This is a genomic window from Microcoleus sp. LAD1_D3 (assembly GCF_036702135.1).
Lineage (GTDB): Bacteria > Cyanobacteriota > Cyanobacteriia > Cyanobacteriales > Microcoleaceae > Microcoleus.
This window is the reverse complement of the sequence record NZ_JAUBSB010000021.1, coordinates 1-17,506: the sequence shown is the minus strand read 5'-3', so window position 1 is coordinate 17,506 and position 17,506 is coordinate 1. Positions and strand designations below refer to the sequence as shown.

Annotated in this window: 15 protein-coding genes and 1 pseudogene; 11 read left to right on the top strand and 5 right to left on the bottom strand. The window is 45.7% G+C overall.

The window, feature by feature from the left end:
* Positions 1-146: 146 nt before the first annotated feature.
* The 4 genes from QUA74_RS14335 (at position 147) to QUA74_RS14320 (ending at position 2,849) form a co-directional block, all read left to right on the top strand.
* Positions 147-353, top strand: a complete 207-nt coding sequence (locus QUA74_RS14335) for a hypothetical protein (RefSeq protein ID WP_333329845.1) — start codon at positions 147-149, stop codon at positions 351-353.
* 236 nt (positions 354-589) lie between these two features.
* Positions 590-1,534: a UV DNA damage repair endonuclease UvsE gene (gene uvsE / locus QUA74_RS14330; protein ID WP_333329843.1), complete on the top strand. Its 945-nt coding sequence runs from the start codon at positions 590-592 to the stop codon at positions 1,532-1,534.
* Between the two features lie 106 nt (positions 1,535-1,640).
* The gene (locus QUA74_RS14325) at positions 1,641-2,312 is read left to right on the top strand and encodes an SOS response-associated peptidase (protein WP_333329840.1); all 672 of its coding nucleotides are present in this window, start codon (positions 1,641-1,643) and stop codon (positions 2,310-2,312) included.
* A gap of 150 nt (positions 2,313-2,462) precedes the next feature.
* Entirely contained in the window at positions 2,463-2,849 is a 387-nt protein-coding gene (locus QUA74_RS14320; protein ID WP_333329837.1) for a VOC family protein, read from the top strand.
* Between the two features lie 205 nt (positions 2,850-3,054).
* Here the strand turns inward: QUA74_RS14320 and QUA74_RS14315 are convergent, their stop codons facing one another.
* Positions 3,055-3,672, bottom strand: a complete 618-nt coding sequence (locus QUA74_RS14315; protein WP_333329834.1) for a CP12 domain-containing protein — start codon at positions 3,670-3,672, stop codon at positions 3,055-3,057.
* A gap of 489 nt (positions 3,673-4,161) precedes the next feature.
* On the opposite strand from QUA74_RS14315, the gene glpX reads away from it, so the two are divergent.
* The 3 genes from glpX to QUA74_RS14300 all read left to right on the top strand — a co-directional run bounded on the left by glpX (position 4,162) and on the right by QUA74_RS14300 (position 9,854).
* The gene (glpX, locus tag QUA74_RS14310) at positions 4,162-5,199 is read left to right on the top strand and encodes a class II fructose-bisphosphatase (protein WP_333219227.1); all 1,038 of its coding nucleotides are present in this window, start codon (positions 4,162-4,164) and stop codon (positions 5,197-5,199) included.
* 145 nt (positions 5,200-5,344) lie between these two features.
* The gene (locus QUA74_RS14305) at positions 5,345-6,637 is read left to right on the top strand and encodes a glutamyl-tRNA reductase (RefSeq protein WP_333329830.1); all 1,293 of its coding nucleotides are present in this window, start codon (positions 5,345-5,347) and stop codon (positions 6,635-6,637) included.
* Between the two features lie 208 nt (positions 6,638-6,845).
* A complete protein-coding gene (locus QUA74_RS14300) occupies positions 6,846-9,854 on the top strand; it encodes a UPF0182 family protein (RefSeq protein WP_333329827.1) in 3,009 nt (1,002 codons plus the stop codon).
* An 824-nt stretch (positions 9,855-10,678) separates the two neighbouring features.
* Here the strand turns inward: QUA74_RS14300 and QUA74_RS14295 are convergent.
* From QUA74_RS14295 to QUA74_RS14280, 4 genes are all read right to left on the bottom strand, one after another.
* Entirely contained in the window at positions 10,679-11,347 is a 669-nt protein-coding gene (locus QUA74_RS14295) for a hypothetical protein (RefSeq protein ID WP_333329825.1), read from the bottom strand.
* Between the two features lie 228 nt (positions 11,348-11,575).
* Entirely contained in the window at positions 11,576-12,526 is a 951-nt protein-coding gene (locus QUA74_RS14290; RefSeq protein WP_333329822.1) for a hypothetical protein, read from the bottom strand.
* Between the two features lie 241 nt (positions 12,527-12,767).
* Entirely contained in the window at positions 12,768-14,396 is a 1,629-nt protein-coding gene (locus QUA74_RS14285; RefSeq protein ID WP_333329819.1) for a site-2 protease family protein, read from the bottom strand.
* 123 nt (positions 14,397-14,519) lie between these two features.
* The gene (locus tag QUA74_RS14280; RefSeq protein WP_333329816.1) at positions 14,520-14,813 is read right to left on the bottom strand and encodes a hypothetical protein; all 294 of its coding nucleotides are present in this window, start codon (positions 14,811-14,813) and stop codon (positions 14,520-14,522) included.
* A gap of 130 nt (positions 14,814-14,943) precedes the next feature.
* Between QUA74_RS14280 and QUA74_RS14275 the strand changes: the two genes are divergently transcribed.
* The 4 genes and pseudogenes from QUA74_RS14275 to QUA74_RS14260 all read left to right on the top strand — a co-directional run.
* Complete coding sequence (locus QUA74_RS14275; protein WP_333329813.1) at positions 14,944-16,077, top strand: tyrosine-type recombinase/integrase; 1,134 nt, start codon at positions 14,944-14,946, stop codon at positions 16,075-16,077.
* A gap of 269 nt (positions 16,078-16,346) precedes the next feature.
* Positions 16,347-16,721 carry a hypothetical protein gene (locus tag QUA74_RS14270; protein ID WP_333329810.1) on the top strand — a complete coding sequence of 125 codons (375 nt, stop codon included), beginning with the start codon at positions 16,347-16,349 and terminating at the stop codon, positions 16,719-16,721.
* Positions 16,714-16,971: a hypothetical protein gene (locus QUA74_RS14265; RefSeq protein ID WP_333329808.1), complete on the top strand. Its 258-nt coding sequence runs from the start codon at positions 16,714-16,716 to the stop codon at positions 16,969-16,971. Before QUA74_RS14270 ends, QUA74_RS14265 begins: the two co-directional genes overlap by 8 nt.
* Positions 16,955-17,506 (top strand): annotated as a pseudogene (locus QUA74_RS14260) (transposase); the annotation flags it as partial. The gene QUA74_RS14265 and the pseudogene QUA74_RS14260, both read left to right, overlap by 17 nt.

The following is a 17,506-nucleotide window of genomic DNA, read 5'->3' as shown; positions in this document are numbered from 1 at the left end:
GAAGAGTAAAGATTTCACAATTGATGCCAGGAGTGCTATAGCATCCTCAACTGTTAAGCAACATCTCTGACTTAAGATAGGCGATCGCCCGCAGCACCTAAGTCTAAGCTAGAAATTGTTCCATAAACCTAAATGAGGAAAAAAAGATGAGTAGCGGTCACGCCAGCCATAAAGGTTCTTCCACAAAACCCAATACCAACACTAATGGTCAAATTACATCCCCTAACGACCAACCCGCTGACCCGCTAAATCAAGAAACATCCGGTTATCCGTTCCATAACGAAGCAATGGAAAATCCTGTTGCTACCGCGCGGCCAGACGAAGAGGCTGAGTCTGGCGAAAAACAGCAATAGTTATATCGATTAAATTGGCATCGATATGCTATCTGCGACGTGGTTGATTAGAGGTTTGAGAAAAATTAGGTTTGTACTAATTACATCTTGCACCTGTCCCCGTAGTCCGCCAGGGATTTCACTCTCTGCCGGACTATTTTGGCAGGTTCAGTAGTACCTCAGAGCTTAAAAAAAAGGACTAAAGTCCTTACGACAAAACTATTTAACCTAAAATTCAAGTTAGGAATTATTGATAAATGAGCGAGATTAACCAAGGATTGGAACAGGAAAAATTGCCGGAATTGGGGTTAGTCTGCATTACAACATCCGATGCAGTTCGCTTTCGCACTGTCACGCGGAAGCGACTTTTACAGCTTTCGGAAACTGAACAAGAAACAGTATTGCGCGAGCTTTATACAGACAACTTAAAGCGGCTTGACAAAGCGATCGACTTCTGTTCAGCTAATCAAATTAAGCTCTACCGCATGACTTCCGCACTGTTCCCTTTTGCAGATACAGATTTGGGGGAAGCAGTGCTACACTCCATGACTGAGGAATTGCGGATTACGGGCGATCGCGCTTTGTCTTTGGGGATCCGCTTGGTACTCCACCCGGATCAATTTGTCGTCCTCAGTTCCGACAAGCCTGATGTCGTTGCAAACAGCATTAAAATTCTCGCCACTCATGCTTTAATTTTAGATATGTTGGGACAACCCCGATCGCCCCAGGCACTGATGAACATTCACGGTGGCAAGAGCGATCGCACTTCGCAGCTCACATCAGTCATCCGCGACTTGCCAGAATCCATTCGATCGCGCTTAACCTTTGAAAATGACGAATACGCTTACAGTTCCTCGGAAATTTTAGAAGTTTGTCTCGATACCGGCGTACCAATGGTTTTTGACGCCCACCACCACGTCATTCACGAACATTTAGAAACTTACGACGATCCCAGTGTGGCAGAAATGCTCGCAGCAGCCCGCACAACTTGGTCTGTTCCTGAATGGCAATTAGTACACATATCGAATGGAAAAGAGTTTTTTGCCGATCCGCGCCACAGCGATTTAATTACAGAAATGCCTAATTGCTATTATCAGGCTCCTTGGATTGAAGTAGAAGCTAAATTTAAAGAATTAGCTATTGAAAAGTTGCGCGCAGAATGGTTGTCTGCGAATGTTCCCCAATTTAGCAATGTGTCATAGGGGCGGGTTTGACAAACCATCTTTGCCTAACACGAATAATCTCGAAAACCCGCCCCGCCCAACGGTAAATACCCATCTACCTTTTTGTTAATACCAATTATAAATTATGTGTGGACGATACACTTTAACTACTTCAGGTGAAATCATAGCCGAGTTCTTCAAACTGTCGGGAGCTCCCGACATCAAACCGCGATACAATATCGCCCCAACTCAATCAGTTGCCACAGTAACAGTTGAACAAAAAAAAATGCAGCGACAGTTCCAATTTATGCGCTGGGGTCTGATTCCAAGTTGGGCCAAAGACATGAAAATAGGCAGTCGCATGATTAACGCGCGCTCGGAAACTGTAGCCGAAAAACCTTCTTTTCGCAGCGCCATCAAGCACAGGCGATGTTTGATAGTCGCTGACGGTTTCTACGAATGGCAACAGCAGGGAAAGAACAAACAGCCTTACTATTTTCAAAAGGCAGACGGCGAACCTTTTGCTTTTGCCGGTTTGTGGGAAAATTGGGAATCTCCTGAAAAAGAAAACATTGTATCTTGCAGTATAATTACTACCGCTGCTAACGAAACAGTGCAGCCGATGCACGATCGAATGCCGGTGATTCTCCCCGACAGCGATTGGGAACAGTGGCTCGATCCTTCTGTTAAAAATGCTCAGGAAGTTTTGCCCCTGTTAAAGCCCTATGCTTCCGAAGCTATGAAAGCAAAGGCCGTAAGTGCGATCGTCAACAGTCCAAGTAGAGACACTCCCGAATGTATTAGCGATCGGCAATAAATCATTGCAGCGGACAAAACCGAGATAGTTTGAGTTATGATGTAAAATAATGTTTGAGTTGTAGCTTGGGTTTTATAAGGATTAGTTTAACTCAATTGTTATTTGCTAAAACATTTTTTCAATCTTAACCTCAGTTAGAAGACAAAAAATATGATCGGATACGTTACACTGGGTACGAACGATATTGAAAGTGCAGCCAAGTTTTATGATGCTTTGCTTGCTGAAATTGGCGCTCGACGATTCATAGAATTCGACCAATTTATCGCATGGGGCGTTTCTGTTGAGCTACCAGCACTTGCTATTACAAAACCATATGATGGTAACAGAGCAACTGTTGGCAATGGAGTAATGATAGCTCTTAAAGTTGACAGTCCCGAAAAAGTCAACTTAGTTTATAACAAAGCGATCGAACTTGGGGCTAAGGATGAAGGATCTCCAGGACCAAGAGGCCCGTTGCCGGGGTTTTATGCGGGATATTTTCGGGATCTTGATGGGAATAAGCTGGACGTGTTTTGTATGCCTGGGCCAAACACTTAAGATTTTTATTTTTCGTGAGGCGAGCCGAAAAAAAGCTATTTCCGAGCGTTAGCTATTAGTTATCAATCCATAAATAAGAGTTGATAACTAATAACTAATGGCTAATGACTAATAACTAAATTAGATCAAATCCGTTAGCATCGGAATAGTAAATTCGAGTTCACTGTCAACAGTCAACATCATTCCGGTGTAACCGGAAATGATATTAACTCTCGTACATCCGCGCTTCAGCAGCTTCGGGATTTTCCTCGCAATACTCGTCAAAAGCCGTTTTGTCAAGCTTCATCGATCGCTGGTGAGAAGCCTCAGCCTGCATTTCCTCTACAATATCCCACGCTACCGCGCACTCTCTAGAAGTAGCGCCTTTCTCGGCACAGATAGTTCTGGCATCCGCGATCGCCTGTTCGATTTCTTCCTCAAATAAAACACTTTTGGGCTTCTCGACAAAATCGCTTTTTGTCAAGATATCCGTTACCGAAATAATGCCCAGCAGTTTGTCTTTAATCACCGGAGCTCGGCGGATTCGGGTATTTGCGAACAACCTCGCCACGTATTCCACGCCCAAGTCTGGATTCACCGTGATGCACGGTTTGGTCATAATCTCGAAGACGCGGACTTTCTGGGGGTCTACTCCGTAGGCTGTTACTTTGTAAACAATATCCGTTTCCGTGACAATGCCGTAGGCATCTTGTTCGTGGCGGCGTTCCACAATTAACGCACGCAAACACAAATCGTTCATCATCGCCACCGCTTCAGCTACAGTTGCTGAACCGCGAATGGTAACAACTTCTGTGGTCATAATATCTTGGGCTTTCATCATCATTTTTTATTGCTTCCTGCTTATAAAGTCTAGTGCGTCCCGATTGGCGGCTGTCCATTTGATTCGTCATCATTAGGACTTACCCTCAGAAACCTGGTTTATACCAAAATATTGGGTTTAGTAACGATAAATCCGGTCAGCAACCGGGTTTCGGAGAAATCGTGCGATCGCAAACTAATCATAAAACCTTTAACGCCACTCGGATGACAACTTGCCTGAAACAGCCCCTCGCTCCCCCGGAACCTCTGGAGTCCGCGATTTAGCGCTCAGACGGGGCTAGCGTGCGATCCTCCAAGCAAGAGTGAAGTATTGGGGCGATCGATCTTTGAGCTGGTTGGACTCAGATTTTCCAGCCCAACTATCAAAGAAGTAAAAGTTAACACAAACTAAGCAACTGCTTGCGCTCGCACAGATCCCCGCCTCTGATAAACTTGATGGCTGGGAGTGCAAAAGAGCACAAGGCACGCATCAGCAGTTGGGAGGATCTAGTTCGTGGACAATGTAATCGGTTTAGAGATTATCGAAGTAGTTGAGCAGGCAGCCATCGCCTCCGCTCGCTTGATGGGCAAAGGCGAGAAAGATGAAGCCGACAGAGTGGCTGTAGAAGCCATGCGGGAGCGGATGAACAAAATTCATATGCGCGGCCGCATCGTGATCGGCGAAGGCGAACGCGATGACGCACCCATGCTTTACATCGGGGAACAAGTAGGTATTTGTACCCGCGAAGATGCCAAAGATTTCTGCAACCTAGATGAATTGATCGAAATTGACATCGCTGTTGACCCCTGCGAAGGTACTAACCTGGTAGCTTACGGTCAAAACGGTTCGATGGCAGTTTTGGCAATCTCTGAAAAAGGTGGTTTGTTTGCTGCACCGGATTTCTACATGAACAAATTGGCTGCTCCTGCGGCTGCTAAGAATCATGTAGATATTCGCAAAACGCCCACTCAAAATCTCAAAATTATCTCTGATTGTCTCGGCCGCAGTATTGAAGATTTGGTGGTGGTGGTCATGGATCGCCCCCGGCACAAAGATTTAATAAATGAAATTCGGCAAGCGGGTGCAAGAGTTCGGCTGATCAGCGACGGCGACGTTTCGGCAGCGATTTCTTGCGCGTTTTCTGGTTCCAACATCCACGCACTTATGGGTATTGGCGCTGCACCCGAAGGCGTGATTTCCGCAGCAGCAATGCGCTGCTTAGGCGGTCACTTCCAAGGGCAGTTAATTTACGATCCGGCTGTTGTAAAAACTGGTTTGATCGGTGAAAGCAAAGAGAGCAATATCGCCCGCCTGAACGAGATGGGCATCACAGACCCAGACAAGATTTACAATGCTGAAGAGTTGGCATCTGGAGAAACAGTTCTGTTTGCAGCTTGCGGGATTACTCCCGGAACGCTGATGGATGGAGTTCGCTTCTTTGGCGGCGGCGCTCGCACTGAAAGCTTGGTAATTTCTTCTCAGTCGAAAACTGCTCGGTTTGTGGATACAATCCATATGTTTGACCAGCCGAAATCTTTGCAATTGAATTAGTGATTAGTTAGGGGTTAACAGTTAAATGTTAACAATTAACAGTTAACGGTTAACAGTCACCGGTGATTAGCAATTAGCGATAAACTAATAACTAATAACAGGTGACTGTTAACAACTAAGAAAGAAATAGTGACAAATCACAGATATGAATATTGCAGTCGTAGGTCTCAGCCACAAAACAGCGCCGGTTGAAGTTCGCGAAAAACTGAGCATTCCAGAACAGAAAGTTGAAGCGGCGATCGCCCAATTGCGCGGCTACCCCCACATTCAAGAAGTTGCCATCCTCAGCACATGCAACCGCTTAGAGATTTATATTGTTACCAGCGAGTCGGAGCCTGGTGTGCGAGAGGTTATTCAGTTCCTTTCCGAATGCAGTAAAGTTCCTTTGCAGTCTTTGCGCCCTCACCTGTTTATTTTGCTGCACGAAGATGCGGTAATGCACTTGATGCGAGTGGCTTCTGGTCTCGACAGTTTGGTGCTCGGAGAAGGACAAATTTTGGCTCAGGTGAAACAAACTCACAAACTCGCCCAGCAGTACAAAGGTGTCGGCAGAATTTTAGAGCGCTTGTTCAAGCAAGCTCTCACAGCAGGGAAGCGAGTTCGCACAGAAACTAGCATCGGTACTGGTGCGGTTTCTATCAGTTCGGCGGCGGCAGAATTGGCTCAAATGAAGGGTCAGCATTTAGCAAACAGTAAAATTGCGATTATCGGTGCTGGCAAAATGTCGCGGCTTTTGGTGCAGCATTTGCTCTCAAAAGGAGCTAGCCATATTTCGATCGTCAACCGTTCTGTGCGTGGCGCCCTGGAGTTAGCAGGCCAGTTTAAAGATGCTGAATTGCACCTGTATCAGCTCTCGGAAATGATGCAGGTAATTGCCAGTTCTGACTTGGTTTTTACCAGTACGGCAGCTACCGAGCCACTGTTAAATAAAGCTAAATTGGAATCTGTTTTAGACCCAAATCGCCCTTTAATGTTGGTGGATATTTCTGTGCCACGCAACATTGACTCAGATGCGAACGAACTCGCTAATGTGCGATCGTTTAATGTGGACGACTTGAAAGCAGTAGTAGCTCAAAATCACGAAAGCCGCCGCAAAATGGCAATGGAAGCTCAAGGCTTGCTGGAACAGGAAGTAGAGGCTTTTGATCTCTGGTGGCGCAGTCTGGAAACTGTTCCTACTATTAGCTGTTTGCGGGATAAGATAGAATTGATTCGGGAACAAGAATTAGAAAAAGCTTTATCGCGTCTTGGTTCGGAATTTTCGGAGAAACATCAAGATGTGATTGAATCTTTAACAAGGGGGATTGTGAATAAGATTTTGCACGATCCGATGGTACAGTTGCGCGCTCAGCAGGATATTGAGGCGCGGCGGCAAGCGATGCAAACTTTGCAAACACTGTTTAATTTGGATGTGGATGTCAATCAGCAGTACAGCTAGTTGGTTATTAGTCATTGGTCATTAGTCATTAGTCAGTTGCCAGTTGACAGGAAAGCAGGAGTCATATTATGTCCGGTCAATTACCCTTAATAAAAAGGCCTCCAACCCTTGCGGCAAAAGCATCGTTCGGGATGGGCAATTGCTCGGACTTGATATCAGTTATCATTCAACCAATAACTACTGACTAATAACTAATGACTAATAACTAATGACTAATAGGCGAATTTATCAAATAATCCTACTGATTGCGGGGCTATGGCTGGTTTTGGAGTTGGCCTCCCGCATTGCGGCAGAAATTCTGTGGTTTCAGGAAGTTGGATATCTTCAGGTTTTTCTGTTAAAGCTGAAAACTCAAGGGTTGCTGGGGGCGATCGCAATTGCTGTTTCTTCTGTCTTTTTGCTCGGAAATTTGGCTTTAGCCCGCCGCCTGCAACATCCCGCAGAGGAAATGAAATCGCCGGTTGCGGGGGCGCTATTCGCTTCACTGAGGGCGAACAAAACCGGGAAGAATTACGAATTACCTGTTGCTAAATCCCAAATTACCTTTTCCTGGCTGCTGTTGGCGGTATTCGGATTGAGTTCGATCGCAACTTTGACAGTAATTCACTGCGGGCTGTTAGCTGCAAACAGCCTCACCTATTTCGGTATAGCTGGCAATTTGCCTGCACCGCCCGTGCAGTTGGGAATTGAGTCAATCCAGCAAATAGCAGTGCAGCTATTTTCTCACTGGTGGCAGTTGGGCTTGCTGCTGGGCGCAATCTTAGCTGTGGTAATTAAGCCTGATTTTTGGCTGCGGGCGATCGCCCTTTTTCTCAGTTTGGCGATCGGGCTGATTGCCGCCAGTCGCTGGACAAAAGTTTTGCAATATTTCCACCCTACTAATTTTAACACAACTGAGCCTCTTTTTAATCAAAATATTAGCTTTTATGTCTTTATTTTGCCAATCTTAGATTTGCTAGGATTCGGGCTGACAGTTGTATTTTTGTACGGTTTAGTATCTTGTGCTTTAACATATTTGCTGTCAGGAAATAGCCTGAGTCAAGGGAGGTTTTTGGGGTTTTCTCGATCGCAGCAGCGTCACTTGTACGGGTTGGGTGCAGCTTTAATGCTAGCCATTGCATTCCGCTACTGGTTGGGGCGCTACGCATTGCTGTATTCGCGAGGAGACGTTACTTACGGGGCAAATTATGCTGACGTGACGGTGCGGCTACCCGTCTATGGATTTTTGAGTATTTTGGCGGGGGCGATCGCACTTTTGATGCTGTGCCAGGTTTACCAATTCAAAATTAAGAATGAACTCATAAAAAAAATTCTTTTAGCATGGGTAACTTTAACTTTGGTGGGAGGTTGGCTGCTGCCACAAATTGTGCAGCAACTCATAGTTCAACCCAACGAACTAGCACGAGAACAGCCGTACATTCAGCGCAGTATTGCCTTTACTAAAGAAGCCTTTGACCTCAACCAAATCGAAATAAAAACCTTCGATCCCGCCGGAAAACTTACTTATGCCGACTTAGAAAAAAATCAACTTACTATTAGCAACATCCGCCTGTGGGACAAGCGACCGCTGCTGCAAACAAACCGACAGTTACAGCAAATCAGACCCTATTATACATTTCCTGATGCCGATATCGATCGCTACACAATCAAAAATGAAAAAGCGCAAAAGGGAGATTCGGACAGCCAACAAGTGTTTCTGGCAGCGCGGGAATTAGATTACACAGCAGTTGCCCCCGATGCTCAAACTTGGGTGAACGAACACCTAGTTTACACTCACGGTTACGGCTTTACTATTTCTCCCGTAAACACAGTGGGTGTCGGCGGTTTACCCGATTATTTTGTCAAAGATATTGGAGTTGCAGCCCAGAAAGGAGAGACTGCTTTGGAAGTCACTAGCGATCAAATTCGGGCTAGTATTCCGATCGGCTACCCGCGAATTTACTACGGCGAAATCACCGATACCGACGCCATGACACCCACAAAAGTCAAAGAATTCGATTATCCCAGCGGCGAAGAAAATGTTTACAATACTTACAGCGGTAGGGGCGGAATTGCGATCGGCTCTATGTGGCGGCGCTGGCTGTTTGCTAATTATCTCAAAAATTGGCAAATGGCGTTGACGCGCAATTTCACGCCAGAAACTAAATTGCTGTACCGCCGAAATATTAATAAAAGAGTCCGGGCGATCGCTCCTTTTTTGCGCTACGATTCTGACCCATATTTAGTAGTAGCAAACGCCAATCTTAGCAAAGATGATATAGAAAAAGAAAAAGATGAAACTGGCAACGAGATTAAACCTTCACCCTCAGCAACTGATAAATCTCCCAACTATCTTTACTGGATTATTGATGCCTATACAGCAAGTCCTCGCTATCCGTATTCTGACCCTGGAAATCATGACTTTAACTACATCCGCAACTCGGTTAAAGTAGTGATTGATGCCTACAACGGGTCTGTTGACTTCTACGTTGCCAATCCCTCCGATCCGATTATTAATAGTTGGATTGCTATCTTTCCCGGACTCTTCAAACCCCTTGACAAAATGCCTCCGGCTCTCCGCACACATATCAGATATCCAGTAGATTTGTTGAGCATTCAATCCGAACGCTTGCTAGCTTATCATATGGAAGACCCGCAAGTATTTTACAATCGGGAGGATTTGTGGCGAGTTCCCCGTGAAATTTATGGCAGCGAACAGCAGCCCGTAGACCCGTATTATTTGATTACGAAACTGCCAACGGAAACAGCAGAAGAATTTATTTTGCTGCTGCCATTTACACCAGTAAGTCGCAACAATTTAATTGCTTGGATTGCAGGGCGATCGGATGGTGGCAATTACGGAAAATTGCTGTTGTATCTGTTTCCCAAACAGCGATTAGTTTACGGCCCGGAACAAATAGAAGCTTTAATTAACCAAGATCCAGTTATTTCCGAACAAATATCTCTCTGGAATCGCCAGGGTTCAAAAGCCATTCAAGGAAACTTATTAGTAATTCCCATTGAACAATCTTTACTGTATGTTGAACCTCTTTACTTAGAAGCCGAACGCAATAGTTTGCCAACTTTAATCAGAGTTATTGCGGTCTACGAAAACCGCATAGTCATGGCAGAAACTCTAGACTTGGCACTCAAGGCACTTTTTCAGGCAACATCTACCAATAAACCCCCAATTATTCGACCTGTAGAGGGAACAGCACCAGCTTTAAATAGTGAATGATATCAATTCCGGTGTGCGATTCGTTTAACCTAAATGGGTAGGTTCTCCTATCCAGGGACGGTTAGCCTAACTCCTAGAAGTTAGTGATAACTGATTACACTTCTGGGTGAGGCATTAAGTCAAGTCCCAGTCCGCAGGTGCAGCGGTAAAAGCATATCCCCTATTTTGTTGGGTAGCAACCAACAGGATAAAGCGGGGATAAAAGGCAGAAAGACTCTTAGCCGAAAGGGGTAGCTGTCGAGCAAGAACTTATGCGTAGCGAAAGCAAAAATGTGTCTGAACCACCGTTATGATAGATGGTCAAACGGCTGATAGACCAAGCCAAAAGGCAAGGATAGGGCATAAGCAATTATCGGATTGACTTATATGCACTGCCCAAAAAACCCGGTGGAAAACATTACGCTGTCATGTTCAACCAATGTGTAATCGGAACGAAGTAAAGCATTCATAGCCCTTAATAACATAAGTAGGTTGCTAGCCGTAAGCTGTGAATGTGAGGGATGGTTGCAGAAGCCAATGCGGGCGCTGTAATAGCAGAGATATGCTGACAGCGCCGGGTGGTGTAAAAGATAGAGACTAAGTAACCCTTTAAAAGCCTAATGCCACGGAAAAATCTGATGGTGGGATGTAGGGGTAAAAGGAAAACTCTCAAGCGGTAGAAATCATCTCTTGATGCGATCGTACTGTATCCATAACCAGGATTACATCACCCAGGAGCCGTGTGCGGTGAAAGTCGCAAGCACGGTTTTGTAGGAGAGATGGTGGGGGACACCCTACCATCGACTCTCTAACTGCACCGTAGGTGCAACCGGAAACGATATAAATTACTGCGATTTCTGTTTGCTAGCAGCCTTAATATCCTGCCACCAAACATCGACATAGGGCCACATCAATCTCTTGTCTCCTCCAGAATCTAGTTTCACTGTCACCTCATAACGGTAAATATGCGTGAGTTCGCCCGTTTTACCATTCAAATACAATTGTTTGGGATTGTCGGTGATAATTTCTACCCTTTGATTCAACAGCGGCAGCATCTGGGTAGAAGAACCCTGAAACGGATTTTTGCCTTTGATCACATAACCACCAATCAAAGATAAGTACATTAAAGCTAGAAAAAATACTGTACATAAACCCACAATTACCAGTGTTTTTTGTTGTGAAAAACTGGTATAAACGCTCACATATCCTACGATCATAGTTCCCAAAAACAACAAATTTGGCAGGTACAGCCCATCTTCCAAAAACACGCTACCAAAAAACATCAGGACTACCTGAAAACCAAATAATGCAGCCACCCAACTCCACCCAGTTAGCAACGATGCAGATAGTAGCCAATTCATTGCTATAGTAAGGGCGATCGCCATTGCTATAGCCCCAATTGGTGCTGCATAATCGTACTGTCTGAAGGGAAGAAGAACAAAAAAGACTAAAGCATAAGCAAAACCCGCAAAAGCCAGTGCTAATCCACTAAGTATTTCGTTCGAGTTCAGCATGGCTATGAATTTTTGGAGCGCTAAAGTCAAGCGTTCATATTCTGTTCGGGTTCTAGCGGTTAAAAATTCCAAGAGGACTAAGATCAGGAATTTTAACCGTAGGGTGCGCTACAAGCACCTAACCGCTATATTTAGGGGAGCGAACCGATTTGTTAACCAAGCGTGCCATCCCAGTTTCCGAACGCACAAGTCAGCCGGATCTGAAGGTAAAATTTTCAGAAAACCAGATTATTTACGGTCGATCGACTTAACAAATTGTTGCACAGGCTGTGGTAGAGCCGGCACAAAAGTCTTTCTAAAACCCCTAACATCGAACACTCGCCACAAAATACCTACCGCTACCGTCAAGAAAAATAACGCTCCCAAAAAATTGAACACAGTAGACAGAAAACCGCTGTTCCTTTTTTTCGGAGGTGTAATATGTTTCATGCGATATACAGCCGGCTCGTAATCTCTCGACTCCTCGCGACTGCGCCGCGGCGTTTTGGGGCGCGAACTCGCACTGCGCTTCTCAGTCAAACCCGTTTTATTAGTTTTAGTAAAACTGCTGGGCGATTTTAGCTCAGAAGCGCCGCGGGTTCCCGTTAACTTGCTAGCAGAAGCCCCCGTTGGGCCAACAGCAGCATCCTGAATTCTGCTGTTAGGGCGCTGAGTCGATTTACGTTCGGCGAGGGTACGCATCAAACTTTGCAATTGCTGAGTCGCCGCCGGCGGGCGTTCCCCTTTCCTCGCCCAATTTAACAGCATCGCCCCGGTAATCCCGCAGAGATTCGTAGCGCCTACAGAAGCCAGCCGCTTCAGCAGAGGCTGGCTGTTGGACACAAAAATTACCAATGCGTCCGGGTGTTCGGTCGCCAAACCGTAAACGCACTGAGCCGTCGCCACCACCAGCATTGCTGGCTTGCTTTGATTTTTGATCGAAGGTTCGAGAGCTCGGTGTGTTTCCTGAGCGTCAGTTGCAATCCAGCCACTGTCGGCAAAAAATCGCATAAACTCTCTAGCTACTTGCTCTTGCTCTTTTTCCACCGCTTGCCCTGTCAGACGATCTATTTCGTCGTACACTACTTCCGGGATATAGCAAGTTCCCACCTTGGCATATTCTTGCCACACTTGGGTTCTGCCAGCCATTAAAACATCTGCATCAAAAGTTACCAATACAGGAGGAAGTTGATTAGCCATGACTTTATCCTATAGGCTCAGATAAGTTATTTAAACTTAATCGATCAAGTTTAAACAAATTTTGGGATATAAAAAAATCAACTTTTGGTAGTAGATAAATTGCCCTGGGCGCGGGTCTTAATTGGAAATTAGTAGTTAGGAACCAGATCGCCCTTCAGTTCCCCAGTTCGATCGCTCAATTCCTAGATTCCACTAATTTACCGCAACCCAAGAGCCTATTACCAAAGATGCCCGACTACTGCTAGTTCCCGATGCCCAGACGGCCAGCCAAAGCCGGAGTCAACGGCAACAGCGCAGCAATCATCAAGAACAAAGCTAGCAAACCCAAAGCCGCGCGAGCGTCGTCAGGCTCAGTCAACTCGTTGAGGCTCGGCCGCTCCAGATTCCGCTGTAAAATCAGAATCACGATCGCCCAATACAGAGCCAAAGGATTAACTAAAGAAACGATAGCCAGCACAACAAAAGTCGCCAAAGTAGTGCGACTGGCTATTTTCCGACCGTAGATGGCTTGCACGATTCTACCCCCGTCCAACTGTCCCGCCGGCATCAAATTAATCGCCGTTATTACCAAGCCCAACCAACCGATAACTACCAGCGGGTGAACGTCAACAATCTGCTGCTGCAACGCCGAACCCAAAACCACTTTTGCCAAAGTTCCCACCAAAACCGAGCCCTTGAAAAATTCTGCGGGAATTTGAAACAAACTGCCGGGGTGAGACAGCAGCAAACCCGTTACCAGCATTAGCAGAGAAACTATTCCCCCAGCCGCTGACCCGGCAAAAGCGATGTCAAACAAAACTTTACGGTTGGGCAGTAGCGACTCAAAACGGTCGATCGCTCCAAAACAACCTATCTGCAAAGTTGGTATAAAAAACGGCCAACTCAAGCCAACCTTGTACCGATTTGCCAGCACTCGGCGAGCAATTTCCCCAGAGCCTAAAACCGCCCAAATTCCGGCTGCTATTGGCAGAACTTCTAGATATCTAGTCGGCGAGTTAAAGAAATCGAAACCCAGCAGCAAACCGCCTGTCTCTAAGCTGGTAGCAATTGTTGCCAGCAACAGCACGACTGCGAGGATTTTTTGAGATACGGTAGTTGGCTGCGGGTCGTTGGTGCTGGGCAAGATAATAACTACTGGCTTGTCGTCCTGATTTTCTACTAAAAATAGGCGGTAGCGATCGTTTAATCTTTCTTGCAAACTTGCCGTCAAACGTGAGTGTACTTGTTCTGGGTCTCCCCGGAGATTGCCTTTGAGAATTACCCCATCTTGATAAGGAATGGTTTCTGTGGCAAAGAAAGTATCAATTCCAAAGATGCCTTTAATTGAATTGAGGTCTTCAACTGGAACGGGAATAATTTGTAATTCATTATTAGCAGGCGACGAAGTGACGATTTTAATGGTTTCTGGGCCTGGTGTTCGCTGCGACTCAGGGGCCGAGAAAGCATCGCTTTGGGACTTTACCTCAGCAGCATCCGGCCGCGGCAGCACTGTATCGGATGCAGCCTTACGCAATTGCCGGCCCAGATAAATGTACAATCCCGTGGATGCCACTAGCAGCAACAATACCGCAACTAGATTGAGGTAAATTCCGGCGGCGAACAAACCAAAGAACAGCAGCCAGGGACTCATCAGCGCAACAGACTGCAACCAAGCCAAAATTCCCAGTTTGCCAAAAGGTCTGGCGCGATAAAATCCCCAACCCAGAATTCCCATAGCAACCAATACGAGCGCAATTGTTGCCGTATTTTCCGATGCAACTATAGGCATTCCGGTTGCTTGCGCCAATAGGGGCTTTAATCGGTCGATCGCGCTGCGGTCGAGTAATAGCATTAAATTTTGGGGAATATGAAATAGAGTTGTTGGGAACATATCCAAACCTATCGGAAACTAGCCTGATTACTAAGGATAACCCCTGAGGGCTACTCGGCCCACAACCTGCTGCTGGTGCTGTTTGAACATCGCAGGAGCTAGGCTATTGACACAAGAGACTTTTTATGATACCACATCGTCTGTGGCAAGCATATACTCAGAAGGGTAGCAGTGTCGATCGGGAAGCGGGAAGATAAGCCCCGTATCAACCGGAAATTGGGCTGCTGGAGGTCGCGTGTTCAAGACAAGCAATGTTTCCGATATCGGAATCCGAAACAAATCCGAAATCAATAAGGTTTGGGCCACTGTCTCCTTTACGGCAGAAAACGGCCCAAACCTTTGATAATACGAGCTTCGTGTAACGGGTACGGCAGGACTTGAACCTGCGGCTCGCTGCTTAGAAGGCAGTAGCGTCAAATTCTTGAATTCCTTTGTGCATAAGTCTTTCAACCTTTAGTCACGCAAAACCAAACCAAGATGCACAACAAATGCACAACAAATGCACAACAATTTGATATTGTAGCCCTGTAGAGTTGAGGGCGCAATCGTGCAAACAAACCAATCTCAGCGTCGGAGAAAGGTGACTGTAGGAGTGATGGCAAGCCGAGGTATGCTACGTCTTCACTTGCCCCGCGAGCTTTATTCCGGTAAAAATACGTTTCTGTATGTAGGTCTGGCGGATACTTTGGAAAACCGGGCGATTGCAGAATGCAAGGCTAAGCAGATTGAGCTTGACATCCTTACAGGGATATTTGACCCAAATGATTTAAGCAAATACAAGCCTGTCCAACCCCACAAACACAGCAATCTGGTACAGGCTAAATTTGGGACAACAGGTCTGACGCTGCAAGAGTTGTGGGACAAATATCTAAACTACAAGGAGGGTACGCTCAAGCCAAAGTCTTTGCACTACTTGCAAACTACGTTGGGGCGACACATAACTAAGTGTCCTTCGGATATTCTGCAAGCGCTAGAAGTTCGCGAAGTCCTTTTAGGGACAACAACGGGGGACATGACTAAGCGCATTCTCACCCACTTAAATGCTGCTGTTAATTGGGGTATCAAGCACGGGTTAATTATTTTGCCTGTTAGTCCCTACAAAGATATGGCCAATGATTTACCTAAGTACAACTGGCAGAATGACCCCACCCCTAATGCTTTTGTCACTGAAGAAAAGTTGCTGGTGCTACAAGCTTTTGAGTCTCACAAAAATAAGCCCGGACACTGTTACAACACATACTACCCATTACTAAAATTTTGGTTTTTAACGGGTTGCCGTCCTAGCGAAGCTATTGGCTTGACTTGGGGGAATGTCTCGCCAGACTGTTCTTACGTTTTGTTCAACAGCAGTATTCAGTTCATTGAGGGCAAGGCTGTTGAGAGTAAGGGCAGTAAAAATAACAAACACCGAAAATTCCCTTGCAATAACGAATTGAAAGAGCTTTTAGTGTCAATTAAACCAAAACAGTTTGGCTCTAAAGAATTGGTTTTTTCTTCTCCAACTGGGGAGGCAATCAACTACAGCAATTTTTCTCAAAGAGCTTGGCACAAGATAGTTGTACCTATCACTGACAAGACGCGGGAACCTGGTTACAAGCCTACTACCCCATATTCTTGTCGCGATACTTTTATTAGCGAACAATTGGCGCAAGGTATCCCATCTGCGGTAATTGCTCGCTAGTGTGATACGTCGGAAAGTATTATTAATTCCCACTATTTAGATAACAAAATATTGGAGCATTTACGCCCGCTTTGATACTATTAGTATGTTGATTCTACGGGCAACTTTTGCGAAACAAAACTTTACAGTCCCTGTGTTGAGAAGGAACTGTAAGTCTGCAATCGTGAGTAACTAAGGAAGATTGATGCGCGGTTGACGAGCACTTGCAATGCTAGCCAAACCACGACTTCCCCAAACCGTTACATCACAACGTTGGGAGCCTATAAATTATGCCACTTTCAGCCGATTGTCCTAACGGACGATCGCAACACTTTACATTTGGCCGTCGCGAGTTATTGCAGAAAATCGCATCGGCCGCTTTGCTGTTTTTTGTGCCGCCTTCTCAGTCGGTTGCTTTAACTCTTAATGGGCAAACTTTGCCAGAGTTTAATATTGGCGACTCAATAGCCGTTGATTGGACTGGTGAATTTGGCGAGGACTTTATCGAATTTGGCGAGGTTGTGGGTATCTGTCATCGCCCGGAAGATGGTTGGGTCTATTACATCAACTGGACACATAGCACCAGCTCTGATGATTTCCACTATCCCTGTTTTGAGGGAGAGCCGACTACGGCCGACAGGTTGAGGCTTGTCAGTCATGGCTAAACCAACTGTTAGTTACCGTCGCATTGACCAATTAAAAGCGATCGCCTTTGACCGTGGCTTCACCAATGAAGACGCTAGACAATTCGGAAAACTCAGCAAAACTGCTACATGGGGCTTGCTGAATATATCGATCGCACTTGACCTAGCATGGGTTAAGAACTGGTGCGATCGAAAGTCAGGTGCAAAAAAAACAGGTAAAATAGATCAAAACTCGTGCATCACCATCTGCGATCGTGTACCGAAAAGCTGAGCTTGCTCACCCCTCACCCTCCGACTTTGAACTCCCCTCATGTGGAAAGTTGTCAGCAGATAACCGTTGGGTAAAAATGGCCCAAATAATCCCGTGGTCAGAATTTGAATCAGAATATGCGGCCAACTTCCCCACAGAAAAGGGGGCCCCTGCTAAATGCTTTAGGATGGCATTGGGGGCATTAATTATTAAAGAAAAATTAGGAATTAGCGATCGTGAAACAGTAGAACAGATCCGTGAAAACCCCTATCTGCAATACTTCATCGGTCAATCAAGCTACAGCAACGAACTCGCATTTGACCCATCACTCTTAGTACACTTTCGACGGGCGTATTAGTCCCAATCTAATTAATCAAGTGAACGAACGCATGGTCAAAAAAATGCGAGAACTCACGCCAGTCAAACCCGAAAAAAAAAAGGATTCGGACGCCAAAAATGAGTTATCCAATCGCGGCCAATTGATCGTAGATGCAACCTGCGCCCCAGCCGACATTAGTTATCCGACCGACTTAGGACTATTAAACAGAGCCAGAGT